The sequence below is a fragment of the Nocardia brasiliensis IFM 10847 genome (genome assembly GCF_000710915.1).
Classification (GTDB): domain Bacteria; phylum Actinomycetota; class Actinomycetes; order Mycobacteriales; family Mycobacteriaceae; genus Nocardia; species Nocardia brasiliensis_A.
The window spans coordinates 1-20,163 of record NZ_BAUA01000129.1; the positions used below are offsets into that span (position 1 = coordinate 1).

Annotated in this window: 26 protein-coding genes; 11 read left to right on the forward strand and 15 right to left on the reverse strand. The window is 67.6% G+C overall.

Annotated features, from left to right (window positions below):
- Nucleotides 1-526, forward strand: a 526-nt coding sequence (locus tag NBRGI_RS26860; RefSeq protein ID WP_029899994.1) for a DUF1731 domain-containing protein, incomplete at its 5' end; no start/stop codon positions are given.
- A gap of 63 nt (nt 527-589) precedes the next feature.
- Here NBRGI_RS26860 and rpsR read toward each other — a convergent pair.
- From rpsR to rpmB, 4 genes are read right to left on the reverse strand one after another with little or no spacing between them, the layout of a single operon-like run.
- Nucleotides 590-844 carry a 30S ribosomal protein S18 gene (gene rpsR / locus NBRGI_RS26865; protein ID WP_014988314.1) on the reverse strand — a complete coding sequence of 85 codons (255 nt, stop codon included), beginning with the start codon at nt 842-844 and terminating at the stop codon, nt 590-592.
- Nucleotides 845-878: 34 nt separating this feature from the next.
- Nucleotides 879-1,184: a 30S ribosomal protein S14 gene (gene rpsN / locus NBRGI_RS26870; RefSeq protein ID WP_029899995.1), complete on the reverse strand. Its 306-nt coding sequence runs from the start codon at nt 1,182-1,184 to the stop codon at nt 879-881.
- A 1-nt stretch (nt 1,185) separates the two neighbouring features.
- Nucleotides 1,186-1,356 (reverse strand): 50S ribosomal protein L33, encoded by a 171-nt coding sequence (gene rpmG / locus NBRGI_RS26875; protein WP_014988312.1) that lies wholly within the window; start codon nt 1,354-1,356, stop codon nt 1,186-1,188.
- 12 nt (nt 1,357-1,368) lie between these two features.
- Complete coding sequence (rpmB, locus tag NBRGI_RS26880; protein WP_014988311.1) at nt 1,369-1,605, reverse strand: 50S ribosomal protein L28; 237 nt, start codon at nt 1,603-1,605, stop codon at nt 1,369-1,371.
- Nucleotides 1,606-1,701: 96 nt separating this feature from the next.
- On the opposite strand from rpmB, the gene mrf reads away from it, so the two are divergent.
- Genes mrf through rpmF form a run of 3 tightly spaced genes read left to right on the forward strand, consistent with a single transcriptional unit; the run spans nt 1,702 to nt 3,462 of the window.
- Entirely contained in the window at nt 1,702-3,027 is a 1,326-nt protein-coding gene (gene mrf, locus NBRGI_RS26885) for a ribosome hibernation factor-recruiting GTPase MRF (RefSeq protein WP_029899996.1), read from the forward strand.
- Nucleotides 3,024-3,287, forward strand: coding sequence for a type B 50S ribosomal protein L31 (locus tag NBRGI_RS26890; RefSeq protein WP_029899997.1), 264 nt, complete (start codon nt 3,024-3,026; stop codon nt 3,285-3,287). The genes mrf and NBRGI_RS26890 overlap by 4 nt, the downstream gene beginning before the upstream one ends.
- 1 nt (nt 3,288) lies before the next feature.
- Complete coding sequence (rpmF, locus tag NBRGI_RS26895; RefSeq protein ID WP_014988308.1) at nt 3,289-3,462, forward strand: 50S ribosomal protein L32; 174 nt, start codon at nt 3,289-3,291, stop codon at nt 3,460-3,462.
- Between the two features lie 55 nt (nt 3,463-3,517).
- On the opposite strand, the gene NBRGI_RS26900 is transcribed toward rpmF, so the two are convergent.
- The 7 genes from NBRGI_RS26900 to NBRGI_RS26930 all read right to left on the reverse strand — a co-directional run bounded on the left by NBRGI_RS26900 (nt 3,518) and on the right by NBRGI_RS26930 (nt 10,200).
- Nucleotides 3,518-3,742, reverse strand: coding sequence for a hypothetical protein (locus NBRGI_RS26900; RefSeq protein ID WP_029899998.1), 225 nt, complete (start codon nt 3,740-3,742; stop codon nt 3,518-3,520).
- 448 nt (nt 3,743-4,190) lie between these two features.
- The gene (locus NBRGI_RS26905; RefSeq protein ID WP_051728051.1) at nt 4,191-5,201 is read right to left on the reverse strand and encodes a DUF1906 domain-containing protein; all 1,011 of its coding nucleotides are present in this window, start codon (nt 5,199-5,201) and stop codon (nt 4,191-4,193) included.
- 67 nt (nt 5,202-5,268) lie between these two features.
- Nucleotides 5,269-6,027 (reverse strand): MHYT domain-containing protein, encoded by a 759-nt coding sequence (locus NBRGI_RS26910; RefSeq protein ID WP_051728052.1) that lies wholly within the window; start codon nt 6,025-6,027, stop codon nt 5,269-5,271.
- Nucleotides 6,024-6,590: a GTP-binding protein gene (locus NBRGI_RS26915; protein ID WP_029900001.1), complete on the reverse strand. Its 567-nt coding sequence runs from the start codon at nt 6,588-6,590 to the stop codon at nt 6,024-6,026. Before NBRGI_RS26915 ends, NBRGI_RS26910 begins: the two co-directional genes overlap by 4 nt.
- A 49-nt stretch (nt 6,591-6,639) precedes the next feature.
- On the reverse strand, nt 6,640-7,011 hold the full coding sequence (locus tag NBRGI_RS26920) for a DUF742 domain-containing protein (RefSeq protein ID WP_029900002.1): 372 nt from the start codon (nt 7,009-7,011) through the stop codon (nt 6,640-6,642).
- A gap of 7 nt (nt 7,012-7,018) precedes the next feature.
- On the reverse strand, nt 7,019-7,426 hold the full coding sequence (locus NBRGI_RS26925; protein WP_014988302.1) for a roadblock/LC7 domain-containing protein: 408 nt from the start codon (nt 7,424-7,426) through the stop codon (nt 7,019-7,021).
- Nucleotides 7,423-10,200, reverse strand: coding sequence for a sensor histidine kinase (locus NBRGI_RS26930; RefSeq protein ID WP_029900003.1), 2,778 nt, complete (start codon nt 10,198-10,200; stop codon nt 7,423-7,425). Before NBRGI_RS26930 ends, NBRGI_RS26925 begins: the two co-directional genes overlap by 4 nt.
- A 363-nt stretch (nt 10,201-10,563) precedes the next feature.
- Between NBRGI_RS26930 and NBRGI_RS26935 the strand changes: the two genes are divergently transcribed.
- The 7 genes from NBRGI_RS26935 to NBRGI_RS26965 all read left to right on the forward strand — a co-directional run bounded on the left by NBRGI_RS26935 (nt 10,564) and on the right by NBRGI_RS26965 (nt 17,850).
- Nucleotides 10,564-11,250, forward strand: coding sequence for a response regulator transcription factor (locus NBRGI_RS26935; protein ID WP_029900004.1), 687 nt, complete (start codon nt 10,564-10,566; stop codon nt 11,248-11,250).
- A gap of 9 nt (nt 11,251-11,259) precedes the next feature.
- Nucleotides 11,260-12,720, forward strand: a complete 1,461-nt coding sequence (locus tag NBRGI_RS26940) for a HAMP domain-containing sensor histidine kinase (RefSeq protein WP_029900005.1) — start codon at nt 11,260-11,262, stop codon at nt 12,718-12,720.
- Nucleotides 12,721-12,922: 202 nt separating this feature from the next.
- A complete protein-coding gene (locus NBRGI_RS26945) occupies nt 12,923-14,353 on the forward strand; it encodes a S1C family serine protease (protein ID WP_081878243.1) in 1,431 nt (476 codons plus the stop codon).
- A gap of 80 nt (nt 14,354-14,433) precedes the next feature.
- Nucleotides 14,434-14,928, forward strand: coding sequence for a MogA/MoaB family molybdenum cofactor biosynthesis protein (locus NBRGI_RS26950; protein WP_218471713.1), 495 nt, complete (start codon nt 14,434-14,436; stop codon nt 14,926-14,928).
- 700 nt (nt 14,929-15,628) lie between these two features.
- Entirely contained in the window at nt 15,629-16,303 is a 675-nt protein-coding gene (locus NBRGI_RS26955) for an MspA family porin (protein WP_029900007.1), read from the forward strand.
- 72 nt (nt 16,304-16,375) lie between these two features.
- Complete coding sequence (locus NBRGI_RS26960; RefSeq protein ID WP_029900008.1) at nt 16,376-17,038, forward strand: MspA family porin; 663 nt, start codon at nt 16,376-16,378, stop codon at nt 17,036-17,038.
- Between the two features lie 161 nt (nt 17,039-17,199).
- Complete coding sequence (locus NBRGI_RS26965; protein ID WP_029900009.1) at nt 17,200-17,850, forward strand: MspA family porin; 651 nt, start codon at nt 17,200-17,202, stop codon at nt 17,848-17,850.
- 79 nt (nt 17,851-17,929) lie between these two features.
- On the opposite strand, the gene mscL is transcribed toward NBRGI_RS26965, so the two are convergent.
- The 4 genes from mscL to NBRGI_RS26985 form a co-directional block, all read right to left on the reverse strand.
- Nucleotides 17,930-18,334, reverse strand: a complete 405-nt coding sequence (mscL, locus tag NBRGI_RS26970) for a large conductance mechanosensitive channel protein MscL (RefSeq protein ID WP_029900010.1) — start codon at nt 18,332-18,334, stop codon at nt 17,930-17,932.
- Between the two features lie 209 nt (nt 18,335-18,543).
- Complete coding sequence (locus tag NBRGI_RS26975; RefSeq protein ID WP_029900011.1) at nt 18,544-19,194, reverse strand: SAF domain-containing protein; 651 nt, start codon at nt 19,192-19,194, stop codon at nt 18,544-18,546.
- Nucleotides 19,195-19,282: 88 nt separating this feature from the next.
- Nucleotides 19,283-19,609 (reverse strand): FmdB family zinc ribbon protein, encoded by a 327-nt coding sequence (locus tag NBRGI_RS26980; RefSeq protein WP_029900012.1) that lies wholly within the window; start codon nt 19,607-19,609, stop codon nt 19,283-19,285.
- Nucleotides 19,610-19,677: 68 nt separating this feature from the next.
- Nucleotides 19,678-20,163 (reverse strand): 5-formyltetrahydrofolate cyclo-ligase (locus tag NBRGI_RS26985; protein ID WP_029900013.1); only part of this gene is annotated, 486 nt, incomplete at its 5' end.

Sequence of the window (20,163 nt, forward strand, 5' to 3'; positions counted from 1 at the left end):
CGTGGACGAGTCCACACCTGCCGCAACAGACTTCCTGGGCACGATGTGCCGGGACTGGGAGGCGGCCACCGCGGCGGCCACCGCGGCGGGTGCTCGCGTGGTGCTGCTGCGCACCTCGAATGTGCTTGCGGCGGAGTCCGAGATGATCACGCGGCTACGCCCGATCTTCAAACTCGGACTGGGCGGCCGTTTCGGCTCCGGCACGCAGTATCTGCCCTGGATCTCGCTGCGCGACTGGACCTCGGCGGTCACCTCGCTGCTGACCGGCACGGTCGCTGGGCCGGTCAACCTCGTCGCGCCGGAGGCGGTCACCAACGCGGAGTTCGCCAGGGCTTTCGCGGCTGCGTTGCACCGGCCCGCCAAGCTGGTGCTGCCCGGGGCGGTGCTGAAGCTGATCGGCGGCGAGGCGGGCGCGGAACTGTTGCACGGGCACAAGATGCGTCCGAAGGTGCTGGTGGCCACCGGCTTCGAGTTCGAGCACGCCACGTTGCAGAGCGCCTTCGCTTGGGCTTTCGCCGCGAAGTAGCCGGAACGCCAACCGGCGACGCCCCGCGGTTGGGGAGCGTCGCCGGAGGGGTGAAGTTCTGGTCTACCGGCTGGTGAACGGCAGCAGGGCCATCTCGCGGGCGTTCTTCACCGCGACGGCGACCTGGCGCTGCTGCTGCGGAGTGAGTCCGGTGACCCGGCGGCTGCGAATCTTGCCTCGATCGGAGATGAACGTGCGCAGCAGGTTGATGTCCTTGTAGTCGACCTTCTCGATGCCGGCGGCGATGAGCGGGTTCTTCTTCGGACGGCGGGCCTGCTCGGCGCGAACCTTCTTCGACGGTGCTCGCTTGACTGCCATATGACGGGATCCTTCGTACGAGAACAGTGGTTGTCTACCAGCTCGATTTGCGCACACCGGGCAACTCGCCCCGATGGGCCATCTCGCGCACACGCACACGGGAAAGGCCGAACTTCCGGAGGTGACCGCGGGGTCGTCCATCGGCGGCGTCCCGATTGCGCAATCGTACCGGACTGGCATCGCGCGGCTGTCGTCGCAGCTCAGCCTGGGCCTCGGCGCGCACGGCGGCCGATGTGCCCGGCTTGCGGATCAGTTCTTTCAGCTCGGCGCGCCGGTCGGCGAAGCGCTCGACCACGGCGCGGCGCTGCGCGTCGCGGGCGATCTTCGACTTCTTCGCCATATCAGCGCTCCTCTCGGAAATCGACGTGCTTGCGAACCACCGGGTCGTACTTCCGCAGCACCATGCGGTCGGGATCGTTGCGGCGGTTCTTCCTGGTCACGTACGTGTACCCGGTGCCGGCGGTGGACTTCAGTTTGATGATCGGCCGGATCTCGGTCGACTTGGACGCCATGGCTGCTCCTGATCAGATCTTGTCGCCGCGGGCCCGGATGCGCGCCACCACGGCTTCGATCCCGTCCCGGTCGATGGTCTTGATGCCCTTGGCCGACACGGTGAGCGTGATGCGGCGGTCTTCGCTGGGCAGGTAATAGGTCTTGCGCTGGATGTTGGGGTTCCAGCGGCGGCTCGTCCGCTTGTGCGAGTGCGAAACGGACTTGCCGAATCCGGGCCGGCGCCCGGTGACCTGGCAGTGCGCCGACATGCGGGCTCCTTCGGGTAGATGACAATCATTTTCGACAACGGCTGCTCGACAATGTACCGTCGGCTTACGGCAAATGAAAATCGTTATCGAAAAGAGGTGCTGTCCGTGCTCCCACCTGAGGCCGACCGACGCACGCCCGTCGTAGTGCTCGCGGGCTTCGCCGGGCTCGCCGAGGCAGGCGTCCACCGGGTCGCGACCGCGCTGTGCCAGGTTTCCGAAGGCGCGGGCACGGTGGTCGTCCAGCACGACCTGCGGCAACTGCGCGAAGGCATCGTGCATCGCACGGTGCGCAGCGCGACCTACGAGACCTCGGACGTGCTCGAGCTCGCGCACGGCTGCGTCTCGTGCACGCTGCGCCGGGATCTGCTGCCGCTGCTGCGCACCCTGGCCGCGCGGGACTCCGTCGATCGCATCGTGCTCGCCCTGGATCCCGCCTTCGAAGCCGAGGCCGTGTGCCAGGCGATCGACCACGTGGTGGTCGAGGGCATCCTGGGCCGGGTCGACGCGCCGGCCGGACGGGACGTACGGATCGAAGCGGTGCTGACCTGTTTGGATGCGAGTGCCTGGCTGGCCGACGCGACCGGCGAGGAGACGCTCGCCGAGCGCGGCCTGGCCCGGGCCGACGATGAGCGCACGGTGGCGCAGCTGGCCGTCGGCCAGGTCGAATTCGCCGATGCCGTCCTGGCTTTGGGGCCTGTCGAGGTAGGTGGCGAGGCCGAGCGCGGCCGGCTGGCCGCGGTGCTGGCCCGGCTGGTGCCCGACGCGCCGGTGGTCTGGGTCGACGATCCGGACACGGTGCACAACGCGCAGGTCGAGGCGTTGCTCGCGCGGATCCCCGCGCACGCGCGGCGCGGCCGGGTGTTCGACGCGCACGCGCCACTGCTGCGCGGGCAGCCGCCGCTCAGCAGCGATTACGGCGTCACCTTGCTGGAGTTCGCCGCGAGCAGACCGTTCCACCCGGCTCGCCTGCACGAGGCGCTCGACGTGCTCTTCGACGGCGTGGTGACCGCGCGCGGCCGGATGTGGCTGGCCACCCAGCCGGACGAGGTGGCGTGGCTGGAGTCCGCGGGTGGTGGCCTGCGCGTCGGCAGTGCGGGCCGCTGGCTGGCCGCGATGTCGGAAGCGGAACTGGCGCAGGCGGATCCGGATCGCCGGGCGATGGCCGCGCTGCGCTGGGACGACCAGTTCGGCGATCGCGACATCTCGCTGGTGATCCTGGTGCACGACGCCGACCCGGCCGAGATCCGCACGGCGCTGCACTGGGCGCTGGTGGAGGACGACGAACTGCGGCTGGTCGAGCGGTCACCGGAGCGGGTCGCCGAATGGGAGGACCCGTTCGGCAGCTGGCACGCCGACCCCTGCGAAAGCGACGTTCCCATGCCGGTCGAAGAGAGCAACAGCCCGAGAGGAGAAGCACTATGAAGACAGGGATCCATCCGGACTACCACCCGGTGGTGTTCGAGGACGCAGGCACCGGCAAACAGTTCCTCACCCGCTCGACGGCCACGAGCGCCAACACCGTGCAGTGGTCCGACGGCAACACCTACCCGCTGATCAAGGTCGACGTGACCGCCGATTCGCACCCGTTCTGGACCGGCGCGCACCGCGTGCTGGACAGCCAGGGCCGGGTGGAGAAGTTCGAGCGCAAGTACGGCAAGCGCACGCGGCGCGGGGAGGCCTGAGATGGCGGTGCCGAAGCGGCGGATGTCGCGCTCGAACACGCGTAGCAGGCGCGCGCAGTGGAAGGCGACGCCGCCGGATCTGGTGCCGGTGACCGTCGGCGGTGTCGTGCACAAGGTGCCGCGCCGGTTGGTCGCGGCGGTGCGGCGCGGCTTGATCGATCTGGACCGGCTCTAGCGCGTGCACGACGGCGGGCCCGCAGGGAAAGCTGCGGGCCCGCCGTCGTTGCCGGTTATCCCTCTTTTTCGGCGAGGTCCGCGAGCGTCGCGGCGAGCCGGAAGTACTTGTTGTTGGCGAGGTCGGCGATCGACTTGATCTTGAGCGCCTCGAGCAGCTGCTTGTCGTGCGCTTCGGTGAGACCGGCGAGGGCCGAGGGCGGAGCGGAGAGGATTTCCTTCAGCGACTTGTTCTCGTACGCCTTGTCGAGAGCCTTGTCGAGCACCACGTTGACGGCCATGCGAACTCCTTCGAACGAACCTGAATGTGCGGCGCCCGATCGAGCGCCTTGTGCCAGCCGACGATAACGCGCCCTGTGCCGTCGTGGGCGATGAACGCGCCGAGCGACGCACGAGCCGCTCGCGAGCCTTGTCACGCGGGGTTGATTACCGGTAGCGGCCGCCCGAGGGAGCCGCCCGCAATCGAGCAGCAATCGGTATGTTCGAAGTGACGGGGTGACCTCGTGGACGATGGAATTGCGCCTGAATAGCTTATGGGTGAAATACCTACTGTGGGTTGGTTATTGGCGGTCGGAAAAGTCTTCATGAAGTGATGCGTTCGTGTCCCGACGCCGGTACCCTCGTGCGAGAGGGCGGGTTCTCCCGGTTGCCGAGAGAACCCGCTCATCGCCAAACTTCCTGGCTACAAGGCTTTCTCGCCTGCGGTCCGATCCGCGACAGCAGTCGAACTCACCGCGCAGTACGCGACCCGAGGGCGTCATTGCCCGGTTTACCCGCGTCATTCCCCGGCAAACCGGGCAAGTCGGGCAACAGTGCCTCCAGGCGGGCCAACTGCTCGCCGACCAACGCCGCGGGCCCCTCGATCAGCGAGAACGGCCACGGCCAATGTCTGCCGTTCAGCCGCTCCACCTGTTCGACCAGGTCGGCGGTCGTCGCCTCCAATTCGCTGATCTCGGTGCGCAGTTCGCCGACCTCGCCCTCCAGCTCATCGATCCGCGCCAGGGCGGCGGCCAGCCCGTCCACCACCGTGCGCTTGCGGCCCTCCGCGTCGGTACCCAGCTGCGGCCAGCCCGCCAAACCCGGTCCGCGCAACTGGATCTGGATATCGCGCAGCACTGCCTCTTGCTCCGGCGTCACGTCGCCGCCTTCCTGTCCGGAATCCCACTGGCCGAAATCGGTCGTCTCGGCCACGTTCACATCGCAGACCACGCCGCCGACGATCTGCTGCCGCGACGTCTGATGGATATTGCGGCGCGTCTCGACCTTGCCGCCCGACCATGCCTCGGTCTGCCACGCCCAGGCGGCACTGCCCGCGTCCAAGGCCCGGCTCACCGACCAATAACCGCCGTAGACACCGACATTCGCGCGCCCGAGCACCGTCGCCGCACCGTCCAGATAGGCGTTGAGGCGCTGCTGATCCTGCGGCGTCGCATCGAAATCGGCGGAGAAGTAGATCGGCCGATCCTCCCGGCCGCCGCAGCGCAATACCTGTGCCAGTCCCGCGCGGGCATCGACGATCCCCGCGCCGTAACCGTCCAGCATGCGCGTGGCCGTGGTCTCCCAGTTCGACACGATCGAAATACCGTGTGCGCGCAGGTCATCGGCCTCGGCCGGGGTCAGCAACTTGCCCGGCAGGGTAGGACCGCCGTCGGACAGATACCGGACCACGAAGTCGAACCCCGCCGCGCGGATCGCCGCGCCACCCGGACGACCGGCGGCGTAGTCCAGACCGAAACGCATGTCTCTCACTGTAAATCGGGCCGAGATGGAATTCCGGGGCATCGCCGAACCGGCGCAGCGGCGGTGCTCAGAAGGCGGAGTTCGTTCCTACCGGCCGCGGCTGGACCATCGGCCGCCGATCCGGCGCGACCAGAATCGCGCTGATCGGAATGGCCAGCGAGAGCATCCCGATCACGAACACCGGAACGAAGAAGCCGAACAGATCCTCACCGGCCGGGACCGAACGGCCCGAACTCGGATTCGCCTGCAACCCGGCCAGATCGGTGTAGTGCATGGCCGCGACACCGGCCGCGAACAGCAGCGCAGCGCCGGTCAGGGCCGGCATCGACCGCGGCGAACCGACGAACCACAGGGTGGCGAGGCAGACCACGACAGCGATCGCGACCGCACCCCCGATCAGCAAGGGGTCCAAGCTGGTCGAGCCTTGGATGCGCACCGCGTCCAGTGCGAGATAGTGCATCAAACCCAATCCGCCGCCCATCACCACGCCCGCGAGGATCAGGCGTGGTACCGCGGCGGTGCGGCCCAGCAGCACGAGCGCGGCCCACACCGCGAGCACCGCGGCCAGCGCGGCGCCGGCGACCCGGGTCACGTCGTAGCGAATCAGGCTGCCCGGCACCGTGACACCGAGCATCGAGACGAACACCGGCAGCCAGGCGCCGATACCGCCGATGGAGATCGCCGCGGACACCTGCCAGACCGCTCGGAACTGCGCGGTGGCCGACATGGTCGACTGCCGGATACAGGCGAACCCGATCAGCGCACCGACCATCGACACCGCGACGGACAGGCCGATGATCCAGTAGCCCATGGTGAAGTAGCTCAAAGCACCGCCTGTTCGCGTTCCTGCACAGCCAGGCGCTGAATGGCGTACTCGGTCACCGCGGCCAGTGACTGGCGAACCTCGTTGGCATTGCGCGCGTCGATGTCCACGATCGGGACGCCCTCGCGCACGGCGAGCGCCTCGCGCAGCTCCGCGATCGGAAAACGCGGCGCGTTGGGAAAGCGGTTGACCGCCACCAGGAACGGCAGATTGCGGGCCTCGAAGAAGTCGACCGCCGCGAAGCTGTCCTCCAGCCTGCGGGTATCGATCAGCACGACGGCGCCGATCGCACCGCGGATCAGGTCGTCCCACATGAACCAGAAGCGGCGCTGACCCGGCGTGCCGAACAGGTACAGCACCAGATTGCCCGGCAGGATGATCCGGCCGAAATCCATGGCGACGGTGGTGGTTTCCTTCTCCGGCGTGTCGGCGAGGTCGTCGATGCCGTCGGAGAACCTGGTGACCATCGCCTCGGTCCGCAGGGGAACAATCTCCGACACCGCACCGACGAACGTCGTCTTACCCGCGCCGAAACCACCGGCCACGACGATCTTCGTCGACGCCATCCGGGTTTCCGTCTCGCCCTGGCCGGGGTTGGTGTCGGGCCCGATCTTCCTATAGGGCACGGAGTCCACGCAAAGTCCTCTCCATCAAACTACGACGCTCGTCGAAACTCGCTTCGTCGGTCAGTGTCGAATGCACCCGCAGGATGCCGTCGACGACGAGGTCACCGATCATCACCCGGACCATGCCCAACGGCCGGTCCAGATGCGCGGCGATCTCGGCGACCGACAACCGGTGGGTGCCGAGCCGAAGGATATCCGTGCGGACATCACCGGTTGGCCAGTCGAGATGCGCAGTGTAGGACAAGGTCTCGATGACCGCCTCCATCGGCAGGTCGACCGCGGGCTCGGTACGCCCCGAGGTCAGGGCATACGGTCGGACGCGAGTGGTCGGTTTAGGTCCAGGTCCGAATGGATTGGACATCTCACGCTCAAACCGCGGTGCGGGCGGTGGCCGTGACCACCGAGCCGACCCGGTCGACCAGCAACGCCATCTCGTAGCCGATCCGGCCGATGTCGTGGGACTTGTTGGCCAGCACGGCGATGTGCGAACCGTTGCCCACACTCATCACCAGCAGGTAGCCGCGCTGCATCTCCACGATCGACTGCATCACCTTGCCGCCGTCGAAGAGCGAGGCCGCACCCATCGACAGACTGGCCAGACCGGCCGTGACGGCAGCGAGTTGCTCGGCACGATCGGCGGGTAGGTGCGGACTGGTCGCCTGCAGCAGGCCGTCGGCCGACACCAGCACGGCATGGGACACGCCGGGCACGTCCCGGGTGAACCGGGCGACCAGCCAGTTCAGGTTCTCATCCGTGGTGCTGTTCGCGTTGGTCATGCAAGCCCTCCGTCGTTGTACTGCGCATTGGCCCGCCCACTGCGGACCCCACTGAGATGCCTGGTGAGGTTGTTCCGGATCTCCTCCGGGTCACGGGCTCCCGATTCGTCTGCTTGGGCCAAGCCGCCGGGAACGAGTTGCGCGCCCGGCGTGCGGATAGGAAGTCCACCGGTCGTGCGACCGGTCGGGGTGGGTCGGGTCGCCTCCTCGGCGGCCATCCAGCCCGCATCGGCGGGCGAAGTCCAGGTCGTCTCGGCGCCTTGCGAACTCGCGGGCTCGACCAGCCATTCCGAGACCATGCGCTGATAGATCGGGGTCGGCGAGGCGCCGGCCACCGGCTGCAACCGGGACGAGGTCGCCGTGGGTTCGGGCTCCGGTTCCCGCTCCGGCGCGGCCGCCGGCGGTTCGGGCTGCGGCGCGTTGGCGGGCCGCCGGATGGGCAGGCCGGACCGCGACGTGGTCGCCCGGACGGTGGGTTCGGTGGCGCCGCTGTGCTCGTCGAGGTCGAGCGAGCTGGAGCGTTCCGGCTCGGTCCACAGGTTCGCGGGACGTTCCTGCTCCGCCTCGGCCGTGCGATTCGCGCCGTTGCCCGCCTCGCTCACCGTCGGCGGGCCGAACGGCGACCGGTCGTCGGTCGGGGCGTTGATCGACCACGGCTGGGTCGGCGGCTGCGAATCCGGGTCGCTGTCCGGGGTATTGGTGCGCGTGGCCATCGACACCGAGGGCTGGCCCGGAGCCTCGGCGACCCGAATGGCCGGCCTGCGTTGCGGCAGGCCGGAATTGGAGACCTCGAAGCGCGGCGTGTTGTGCTGCGGCAGGCTCGGCACCGGAACCAGGTTGCGCGGCTGGGTATTCGACGAGGTCAGCGGCGCCGGCGGTGCGTAATCGCCGGTGAACTGCAGTTGCTGTCCGGTCGGATCGGTCGCGTCCAGCGGCGGCGAGACCAGCGCACCCGGCAGGTGCACGCTCGCGGTGATGCCGGGCTGCTGTGCCATGGTCGAGGTGCGACGCAGGCTCGCGGTGATCGTGTGCCGCTTGGCGAGCCTGCCGACCACGAAAAGACCCATGCGACGGGCGGTCTCGACGGTGACCTCACCACCCGAGGCGAGCCGGTCGTTGATGACCTGCAGATCGTCGGTGGCCATGCCTAGGCCGCGGTCGGTGACCTCGATCAGATAGCCGCCGTCGACCGCCCGCGCCACCGACACGGTGACCGGAGTGGTCGGCGGTGAGTAGCGCAGCGCGTTGTCGATCAGCTCGGCGAGCAGATGCTCGATGTCGATCGCGGGCTCACCCGCGACGATGCCCTCGGGCACCGCGGTGATCTCCACCCGCTGATAGTCCTCGACCTGGGAGACCGCGCTCCACAGCATGTCCGAGAGCTGCACCGGGTGCAGCTGACCGCGTCGCAGCGCGGTACCCGCGAGCACCAGCAGGTTGTCGCCGTTGCGTCGCATACGGGTGGCGAGGTGGTCGAGGCGGAACAGGCTCTGCAGCCGTTCGGTGTTGTCCTCGTCGTGCTCCAGATCCTCGATCAGCGCCAGCTGTTGTTCGACCAGCGATTGGCTACGGCGCGAGAGGGTCTCGAACATGTTGCCGATCTGCAAACGCAGCCGGGCCTGATCGGCCGCCAGGTGCAGCGCGGCCTGGTGGATGTCGTCGACGGCGCGGGCCAGCTGGCCGATCTCCTCGGTGGTGTGCACATCCACCCTGGCGATCTCGGGGGTGGCGCCACCGGAACGCGCCTGCTCGAGTTCGCGCGGCAGATCCTCGTGCGCGACCTTCAGCGCGTCGCCGCGCAGGCGGCGAATCGGCACGACCAGCGACCGCGCGACGGCCAAGCCGAGCACCAGGCAGGCGAGCAGGGTGGTGACCACGATCGCGACATCGCGCAGCACGCTGCCGCGTACGTCGGCGGTCTGATTCGCGAGCTTGTCATCGATGATGTTGACCAGGTTGTTGGTGACCTGGTCGTAGGACGTGCTCGAGGTGTTCAGCGAGTTCATGATGGCGGCGGGGTCGCCGCCTTGGCCGAGCGCGCCGAGCCGGGCCTGCACCGCGCCGAGCAGCGCCTCGGCGTTGATCGCCGAGGCCGGATTGAGCTGTGCGTACTGCGCGTTGAGCACCATCTCCGAACCCAGGGCCACCAGCAGCTTGGCCTGCACGGCGGGGTTGCGGGCCGGGTCGGCCGTGGTGATCATCAGGTATTCCTGGGTGAACACCCGTCGGGCGTTGGTGCTCACGCCGAGCTGCAGGAAGTACCGCTGAATGGTGACTTCCTCGAGCGAGGGCGACACCGCGATGGCATTACCGATGCGCGCGGCGACCTCGTCGGACTGCTCCGCGATGGCCTGGGGCGAGCTGGTGCGCAGACCGTTGCGCATGGTACGGCCCGCCGCGATCGCGGCGCCCAGTTCGGTGGTGACGCGGCTGTCGCCGGTCGCGGTCCGCAGCGTTGTTTCCAGATCGACGGCCGTCTGATCGAACCGCGCGCTGATCTTGTCGAGTTCCGGATCCTGGGTCTGGTTGACCCGCATGGTGGCGGCGGTGATCGCGAGCCGTTCGGTCGCCGCGCCGAACGCGAGCATCGGGCGGATGATCCTGGCCTGCTCCGAAGTGGCGTTCAGCTGTGAGATGGTGCCGAGCTCATCGTTGATGCGCAGTACAGCGAAGGTGGACGCCAGCAGTACCGGCAGGAGGAGAACGATGCCGACCTTCCGGGTCACCGGCAAGTTGGACAGGCTGAAATACCAGGAACGCGGTTTTGCTTCCATTCCGCTTCCGTCGCCTCCACTCCGCGCAGGGCCCTCGGGACGGCACGTGCTGTTCAACGTATATGGGATCTACCCGCCGAGAACCAACTAAAGGTCTTCTTTTTACCGCACGGAACATACCGCGCAGACGGACCGTCGGCAATCTGGGGGACAAGGTCTGATGGTGCCCGAATATGGCTACACGTAACAGGTTTCGCGTTGCACTACTTCGAGAGTCTACAGACTAACTGGACAGATGATCTAGTTGGCTCGAGTAGGCCGTTTGCTGATTGGCTGCTGTCGCCGGAGGGCCGTCGCGCCCGGCACGGCGTGTCGGAGGTCCCCTCTCAGTCGGCTCTCAGTCGATACGGTCAAACTGGTCGCATGCGCATTCTGGTAGTAGACGACGATCGCGCCGTCCGCGAGTCGCTGCGCCGGTCGCTGACCTTCAACGGCTACTCCGTCGATCTCGCGGTCGACGGGGTGGATGCCCTGGAAAAGGCAACCGATCAGCGACCGGACGCGTTGGTGTTGGACGTGATGATGCCGCGGATGGACGGCCTCGAGGTCTGCCGGCGGTTGCGCAGTACCGGTGACGATCTCCCCATTCTGGTTTTGACAGCACGGGATTCGGTGTCCGAGCGCGTTGCCGGACTAGACGCCGGTGCGGACGACTATTTGCCGAAACCCTTCGCATTGGAAGAATTGCTCGCCCGATTGCGCGCACTGTTGCGACGCACCACCGCCGATCCCGGCGAGGCATCGGAGGCAATGACGTTCGCCGATTTGTCGCTGGATCCGGTGACCCGGGAGGTTTCTCGCGGCGAACGGGCGATCAGTCTCACCCGCACCGAGTTCTCGTTGCTGGAAATGCTGATGGCCAATCCGCGCCGGGTGCTGACCCGTAGCCGCATCCTCGAGGAGGTCTGGGGTTACGACTTCCCGACCTCGGGCAACGCGCTCGAGGTGTACATCGGATATTTGCGGCGCAAGACCGAAGCCGACGGCGAGCCCCGGCTCATTCACACCGTGCGCGGTGTCGGCTATGTCCTGAGGGAGACACCCCCCTAGGGGGACGCCATGGCACGAAATGTTCCGAAGCGGCCGGTGGTCGCCGGGCTCGGGCAACCGGAGCCCCCCGAGATGCGCCCCCCGATCCCACTCACCCGCTCGGTCTCCCTGCGCTGGCGGGTCACCCTCCTGGCCGCGTCGGTGGTCGCGATCGCGGTCGCGGTCACCTCGATCGCGGCCTACGCCTTGGTTGCTCGCGCGCTGTACGCGAATGTGGATACCCAGCTGCGCAGCCGGGCCGCGGCGGTGATCGCGAGCAATCCGTACGGGTTCAACTATCAGAACCTGATGGTCGCCACATCGTTCTATCCGGACACCGGCATCGCGCTGATCTCACCCAATTTGCAGCCGTACGCGCCGCCGCAATTGACGGTGCCGCCCGTGGGCCAACAGGAAATGGACGTCGCGCACAGCCGGATGAATTCCTCGTTGCGCACCGTTGGCACCCAGCGCGTACTGGCCGTGCATACCGATCTCGGTGCGACACTGGTGATCTCGCAGCGCTTGCAGCCCACCAGGGAGGTGCTCGACCGGCTGGCCTGGCTGTTGTTCGTGGTCGGCGGCTGCGGTGTCGTGCTGGCCGCTGCGGCGGGTACCGCGGTCGGCCGCACCGGCTTGCGGCCGATCGGACGACTGACCGCGGCGACTGAACGGATCGCGCGGACCGACGACCTGACCCCCATCCCGGTGACCGGTGACGACGAACTCGCCCGGCTCACCGAGAGTTTCAACACCATGCTGCGCGCGCTCGCCGAATCCCGGGACCGGCAGCGCAGACTCGTCGCGGACGCGGGCCACGAACTACGCACGCCGCTCACTTCGTTGCGCACGAACACCGAATTGCTGATGGCCTCCAGTCGTCCGGGCGCACCGCGGATTCCGGAAGAAGACATGGCCGAGTTGCGTGCCGACGTGATGGCCCAGATCGAAGAGCTGTCCAACCTGGTCGGCGACCTGGTCGATCTGGCGCGCGAGGACGCACCCGAAACCGTGTACGAGCGAGTCGATCTCGGCGAGGTCGCCGAGCGTGCACTGGAACGGGTGCGCCGCCGGCGGGGCTCGGTCGAGTTCGTCGCACAGGTGCGGTCGTGGTTCGTCTACGGACACGAGGCCGGGCTGGAACGGGCGATCCTCAATGTGCTCGACAACGCGGCCAAGTGGAGTCCAGCGGGCGCCACCGTCGCGGTGCACATGCGCGAAGCCGGGCGCGGTCTGCTGGAATTGACTGTCGACGATGCCGGGCCCGGCATCCCGCCCGCGGAACGCGAATTGGTGTTCGATCGCTTCTACCGGACCACCGCGTCGCGCTCGATGCCCGGTTCGGGGCTCGGCTTGGCGATCGTCAAGCAGGTCGTGACCAAACACGGCGGCACCATCGGCATCGATACCTCCGCGCGCGGAGGCGCCCTCGTCCGCATCGTGCTTCCGGGTGAGCCCGGCGCGCCCACCAGGCTCGACGACGAGCAGTGAGTCGATTCGCACGTACTGCGCATCCGCAGGTCGGTGCGTACGCTATTCCTGGGCGCGGGGGGAGTTCGGCCCGGTTGCGGGTGGCCGCGTGCGGCCGCGAGAAGTGGGTAGACATCTCGGACAATTGAAAGCACGGTCTCAGTCCGCTCTCAGTCGTCGTCGTCAAGCTGGTCGGCAGACGTTGAGGAGAAACGAGGAGTCCATGACCGAGGATTCGCAGGACCGGCGGGACGAGGCGGCGAACGCCACGCCCGACCGGCCGCAGCCGACCGAACAGATCCCGGCAGCATCGGCGAACCAGCCGTACGCAGCGGATTCCGCCTATGCGCCGCACAACTACGGGTCGTTCGAAGGTCAGCATCCGATGGGTCACTACCCGCCGCCGCCCCAGCACACGCAGCCGTTCCCCGGCCCCGAGTACGGCGCGCCGCCGCCCTACGATCCGCACGCGGGCTTCGATCCGCAAGCGCCGCAGGGCGGCCCCTTCGAGGAGCCCAAGCCGGCCCGCCGCCCGATCCGGACCGGACTGGTCGCGGGCGCGGTGGCGCTGGCCCTGGTCAGCGGTGGCGTCGGCGGCGCGGTGGGCGCCCTGGTCAGCCATTCCGACACCGGGAGTTCGGTCGTCACCAACGCGCTGGACCAGCCGAAGCCGAACGTCAACAACGTCTCCAACGCACCGGCCGGATCGACGCAGGCGGTGGCGCAGAAGGTGCTGCCCAGCGTGGTGATGATCAAGGTGGCCAGCAGCCGGGCCGAGGGCGAGGGCTCCGGTGTGGTGCTGTCCTCCGACGGACTCATCCTGACCAATAATCACGTGGCCGCGGGCGGTGGCCCGAACGCCAAGATGGAGGTCATGTTCTCCGACGGCAGCTCCGCGCCCGCCACGATCGTCGGCGCGGACCCCGTCTCCGACCTGGCCGTCATCAAGGTCAGCGGCAAGTCCGGCCTGACCCCGATCGAGCTGGGCACCTCGTCGAACCTGCAGGTCGGCCAGCCGGTCGTGGCGATCGGTTCGCCGCTCGGCCTGGCGGGCACGGTCACCACCGGCATCGTCTCCGCGCTGAACCGCCCGGTTTCGACCAGCGGTGAGGGCGCGCAGAATCCGGCCGCCGCGAATCCGGTGATCGACGCGATCCAGACCGACGCAGCCATCAACCCGGGTAATTCCGGTGGCGCGCTCGTCGACGGCAGTGGCAAGCTCATCGGCATCAACACCGCCATCGCCAGCCTGGGCGGCGGCGAGGTGGGTGTCGGTCAGCAGAGCGGCTCGATCGGCCTCGGCTTCGCCATCCCGGTCGACCAGGCCCGCCGCGTCGCCGACGAACTCATCAAGACCGGTCACGCGACGTACGCGCAGATCGGCGTCAAGATCCAGAAGCAGGACACCGCCAACGGCGCACGGGTGCTGGAAGCCACCCCGGACGGGCCGGCCGCGAAGGCGGGCATCCCCGCGGGCGTGGTCGTCACGAAACTGAATGACCGGACCATCGATTCGGGCGACGCGCTCGTCGCCGCGGTCCGCTCGCACCAACCAGGAGACAAGGTGAAGGTCACCTATACCGATGAACAAGGCAACAATCCGAAGACCGTCGAGGTGACTCTCACCGGTGCGCCCGCGGACGGCGGGCGGTGATGCGCGTGCTGCAGGGCGGGTGGACTCCGCTGCTCGACACGGCCGCCGACGTTCTCGGCGCAGGCGCTACGGTGAGCACCATGGAAATCGATGCTCCTGTGGCGGGGCGTGCTCTGGTGGTGGTCGTCGATGATCGAACGGCGCATGGAGGTGTGGACTCGCTCGGCCCGCTGGTCACCGAGCTGCTCACCGAAGCGGGCTTCCTGGTGGACGCCTCGGTCTCGGTGCAGGCCGACGAGGTCGAGATCCGCAATGCGCTGAACACCGCGGTGATCGGCGGTGTCGACCTGGTCATCTCGGTCGGCGGCACCGGTATGTCGCCGCGTGACGTCACTCCCGAGGCCACCTCGCAGGTCCTCGATCGCGAACTGCCCGGCATCAGCGAGGCGCTGCGCTCCTCCGGTCGGGTGGCGGGTTCGCTCGACGCGGGTCTGTCCCGCGGTGTGGCCGGCGTTTCCGGCAGCACCCTGGTGGTGAACCTGCCGGGCACCCGGGCCGCCGTGCGTGACGGTATGGCGACGCTCGGCCCGCTGGCCAGCAAAGTGATCGGCGAACTCTCCGGATTGGTCGAATAATTACGGTTTCCAGTTCTTCCGACGACATCCCTCGTCCGGCGACCCGCCGGGCGAGGGATGCGGCGCGTCTGGCCGCTATCTTCGGCGACACCCTCCCAGACACTACGCGCGACGAACGCGATCACGATTCGGATAACGCATCTTCGACCGATGATTGGCTGCGTTCCCAGATTCCGCCGCATCACGGCTGATTGCCGATATCTACGTAGTTGCTACGTAACGTCCAGTCGGCTTCCCGGCAAATTACCTGCCGATGTTTCAGATCTGGGAGTGTCCTCCCGTTCTCATACGGCCTTGTCCCGTATCACGCGCTTGGCGTTTTAGTGACTCGGTCGGCACCGTCCGGTCGGTCCGACTGTCTCCGCCACGCAATTTGCGCACGTCAAATAGCATTCTTTTGTTAACGACTGTGATCTACATCACATTGATCTTTACGAAAGCTCGCGTTGCAGTGCCGTTACCTAGCGTTTAATGTTCGCCACGAGCCACCCACACTGGACTTCATCGGCCCGGGTGCGGCACGTACGCGTCGACCCGGCGGAACCTGGCTCGGTTCCGTTGCCAGCCGGAGCGTCGCGGCGACCTTTAATTGCTGGTTACACATCGGCAACAAAAGGGCGACAAACTGAGCTGGGCCTGCGAGGACCACTGTCCAGCCTCGATGGTCGAGGCTGACTGTTTTAACCTGATGAGGGGAAGTATGAGCGAGAACCGCACCAACGGTCTGCGCCGCGGTGCCCGCGTCGCGGGCGTCGGCGCTGCCGCTGCCGTGGCCATGGGCCTCCTTTCGACCGGCGCTGCCAGCGCTGATGTTTTTGTGCCGTTGCCGGACGGCCAGAAGCTCGGACCGGGCGTGACCATTACCCGCACCGGAGAGCACGCCATCGTCTCGCCGTCGCTTGCGGCCAACGGCGCAGGCCGCGTCGTCTGGGTTTCCGGTAACGCCTCGGCGGATGTCACCGAGACCCCCGAGGGCAAGGTCGGCCCCTGGAACGGCGCGACGAACAAGCCCGGCACCAACAACTCCTCGACCCACGGCACGTCCCAGCTCAACACCGGTTACATCATCGGCTGCCAGGTCAGCATCGCCGATGACGCGATCTCCGTCGGTGTCTCGGGCAAGGTCGACCTCACCAGCGGTGGTGTCGGTGGCTCCATCGGCCTGAACCTGGGCCCCGGTGACGTCAAGTTCGTCCAGATCGAACTGAAGGACATCACCAAGCCCGGCGCCTACTCGGTCGAGTACCAGGACGTCGAGATGGAAATCCAGGGCTGCGCGGGCTACGCCCAGGCGCGCTCCTACACCGTGGTCGAGATCATCGGTGACAACTACTCGAAGACCACCCTCTACGGTGCGCCGTTCAGCATCGGCTGACGACTGTCGAATTCTCGAATTGTTGAACACCTTTCTCGCTGAAACGAACTCAACCCCTGAGGGATTTAACAAATGATCAACCGTAAGAACTTGGTGCGGGCAGCCGGTGTCGGTGCCGCCGCAACCATCGCCATGGGCCTGTTCTCCATCGGTGCCGCGAACGCGGACACCTTCGTGCCGCTTCCCGGCGGCGAGATCACCAAGACGCTGTCCGACGGCACCGTGGTGACGGTCCGCCTCGTCAACGAGTCGGCAAACATCAACCCGTCCATGGGCTCGACTCCGGTGCACCGCAACGCGTGGGTGTCCGGTTCGGCGCAGGTCGAGATCAACGGCACCGCGACGGGCAAGATCCGCCCGGGCTACGTGGTCGGCTGCCAGGTCAACATCGACGGCGGCGGTGCCAACGGCGGCGTCGACGCCAGCGGCAAGTGGGACGGTAGCGACGGCAACGTCGGCGCCAGCGGCGGCGGCAACCTGACCCTCGGCCCGGGCCAGGCGACCTCGTTCTACCTGCTCGACCGTGAAGTTGCCGACGACTACGGCAACGAGGATCACTCGACCCAGATCACCTTCAAGAACGGCAAGGGCTCGGTCACCTGGGCCGACTCCACCATCGGCCTCGGCGGCTGTGGCGGCTACGCGCAGGCTCGCGCGTTCGTCAAGGTCAAGGTCGAGACCGACAACGTCATGTCCTACGTGACGCTGTGGGGCCAGCCGTTCAGCCTCGGCTGACGTCTGATCTCACCTCGCACGACATAAGCGGGCCCGTCGCCACCGCGACGGGCCCGCTTTGGTGTTTCCTGTCTGTCGCCGCCACCAGCGCCGAGGCAGGGCTGTCCTCGGTTCTCCACTCGCAGTTGCGAATTCGTTCCGCTAGGGGTCGACAAAACACGATGATCAACCGCAAGAATCTGATGCGCCGGGCCGGGCTCGGCGCCGCCGTCACCGTCGCGATGGGTCTGTGCGCCACCGGCACGGCCGATGCCGGTACCTTCGTCGCGCTGCCCGGCGGTGAACTGTCCAAGACGCTGGCCGACGGCACCGTGGTGACGATCGAATTGGCCGGCGAATCGGTCGACATCGAACCGTTCATGGGCCTGCTGCCGCTGCCGCGCAACGCGGCGGTCTCCGGACGCGTGCGGGTCGAGTTGTCCGGGCCGCCCGAGGGCAAGGCCGGATCGATCTTCCCGGGTTATACCGTCGGCTGTGAGGCCGACGTCAGCGGCGGTGGCACCGGGGAGCTGGACGCGGCCGCGCCGCGCACCGGCGCCGTCACCGACGGCACGCTGGTACTCGGTCCGGGCCAGGTGCAGTCGTTCTACGTGCGCGATCTGGAGCAGGCGGGCGATCTCGGCACCGAGGTGTACACGGCGCGCAACCAGTTCGAGGGCAGCACCGGCTCGGTCAGCTGGACCAACGAGAATATCGCCCTCTACGGCTGCAGCGGGCCCGCGCAGGCTCGCGCGTTCGTCAGTCTCAGCGTGGAAACCGACCAGCTTGTCACCTGGATCACGTTGTGGGGCCAGCCTTTCAGCCTCGGCTGACGCCAAAAATCAACCAGCATAAGTCGAAACAAGCCCGTCGCGGTTGCGACGGGCTTGTGCTGTTGCTGGGCAACAGGTTTCAGGACTCGTGCTTACCGCCGGCGCTGCGCTGGCCCTCGGCCAGCAGGTCGCGGATCTGGATGAGCAGTTCGGTGTCGCTGAGCTCGACCGCCTCTTTGCTGAACTTCTTCTTCACGTGGGTGGCGGGCAGGACCAGCACGAAGTACAGCACGGCGGCGATGATCACGAAGTTGATCGCCGCGGTGATGATCGGGCCGACCTGGACGAAGGTCGCGGGTTTGTCGGCAACCAGCTGGAAGCCGAGTCCCAATTCGTTGCTGCCGCCGAAGACGGCCAGGATCGGATTGACGATGCCGTTGGTGAAAGCGGTGACGATCGCGACGAACGCGGTGCCGATGACCACGGCGACCGCCAGGTCCACGACGTTTCCGCGGAACAGAAAATCCTTGAAACCCTTGAGCATTGCCGATGTCTCCTCTACTTGTGGAGCTGACAAGTCGAGCTGGCCGGGCGACACCTACCGGTACGGGCGATGCTAGTTGACCTTGATGGCAAATGTGTGGACAACATCTGAGCGGCCACCTCGCCCGCAATGCGCGCCCGGCCGGGATCGACCGGAACTGGATCCGCTCGGTGAGCTCTTCTCGGCCGACCTGGGGGTTGTCCGTCTGCTCAGTGGAAGACGACGGCGAGCGCGGTCTGCAGGGACGCGGCCGCGACCACCGCGGCATGTTCGGCGTCCATCGCGACCAGCACCACTCGCTCCTTGACACCGCGTCCGTCCCCGGAGCCGGACACCAGGACCACCGCGGCATCGGTGGCCAGGGTGCGGGCAGGCCTGCTGCCCTGTTCCTCGCCGCCGATCACGTCGACCCGATCGCCTGCGCGCAGGATTTCGGTGACCGCGGTGTCGGCGAGCCGGATGGGCACGATCCTGGCGTCGCGCGCGCCGGTCGCGACGGCGGCCAGCCGCGACCCGACCACCCGGAGATCGGTGAACACTTCGCCGGCACGCACGGCACCGGTCAGCGTCGCGCCGAGGACGGTCGCGGGATCACGGACGACGCCCGCGGGCAGCGCTGCGGCTTCGCGCGGGGCGGTGCGCAGATCATCGGCTTCGAGGACTCGGCCCGGCGCGAGGTCGCGGCCGGCTACGACCACCGTCGCGCGTTCGGCACCCGGGTCACCGCGCAGAAACAGGACCACCGCCACCATGACCAGCCCGGCGGCCAGCAGCCGCCGCATCAGCAAGCTGTCGGCCCATGAGGGTCGCTGCCACGTCGCGAAGTGTTCGCGGCCGAGATCGGCGAAGGGGCGAGTCATGGTCGGATCTTATGATCGCGGCCGTCCTCGATCGGCCCCGGAAAGGGGCTGCTGTGGATAAACGAAGAGCCTGTGGATAACTCGCAGATCAGCTGGCCACGGCGGTGCTCGCCGTGCTGCTGCTGCCGTTGGACGAGCTGGAATCCGAGGACGTCGACGAGCTCGAACCGTTGTCGGACTTGCCGTTGTCGGACTTGCCGTTGTCGGACTTCGCGGGCTCGCTCGCGGTGGACGCGCCGCCGCGGCTGTCGGTGCGGTAGAAGCCGCTGCCCTTGAACACGATGCCGACCGAGTTGAACAGCTTGCGCAGCTTTCCGGAGCACTCCGGGCAGACCGTCAGCGACTCGTCGGAAAAGGACTGAACGATGTCGAAGCGGTTGTCACACTGGGTGCACGCATACGAGTAAGTTGGCACAGCATCCTCCGCGAGTTTCGTCATCTGGCACTCTACAGCCGACAGTGCCAACGTTGCCAATCCGCCGTTCATTCCGCCGCGTGATCTTCGCCAAGCCGTTGCAGCCCGCCGCGCGGCGTGAGCGCCCAGCCCATCCGCAGATCGTGCGGCTCCTCGGGCAGTCGGGGCACCAGCTCGTCGTCGCGGACCACCGCGACCAGCCGGGCGTCGGCCCGCGCCGCGGCGAGCGTCCGGTCGTAATAGCCCGCCCCGCGCCCGAGCCGCACTCCGCGCCGGTCCACCGCGAGCGCGGGCACCAGGATCAGCTCGGCCCAGCCGACCGCCGCGCTGGTCAGCGCCGCGCCGGTGGGTTCGAGCAGGCCGTACTTGGCCCGCCGCAAGCTTTCCCGGCCCAGATATTCGGCCCAGTCCAGTGGCCCGGGCGGGCCGGTCACCGGGAGCAGCACCCGCGCCCCGGCCGTCCGCATCGCGTCGAGCAGTTCGAGCGACCCCGGTTCACCACGCACGGGTACGTACGCGCATACCCAGCCGTGCGGGTCGAGCCCGGCGACCGC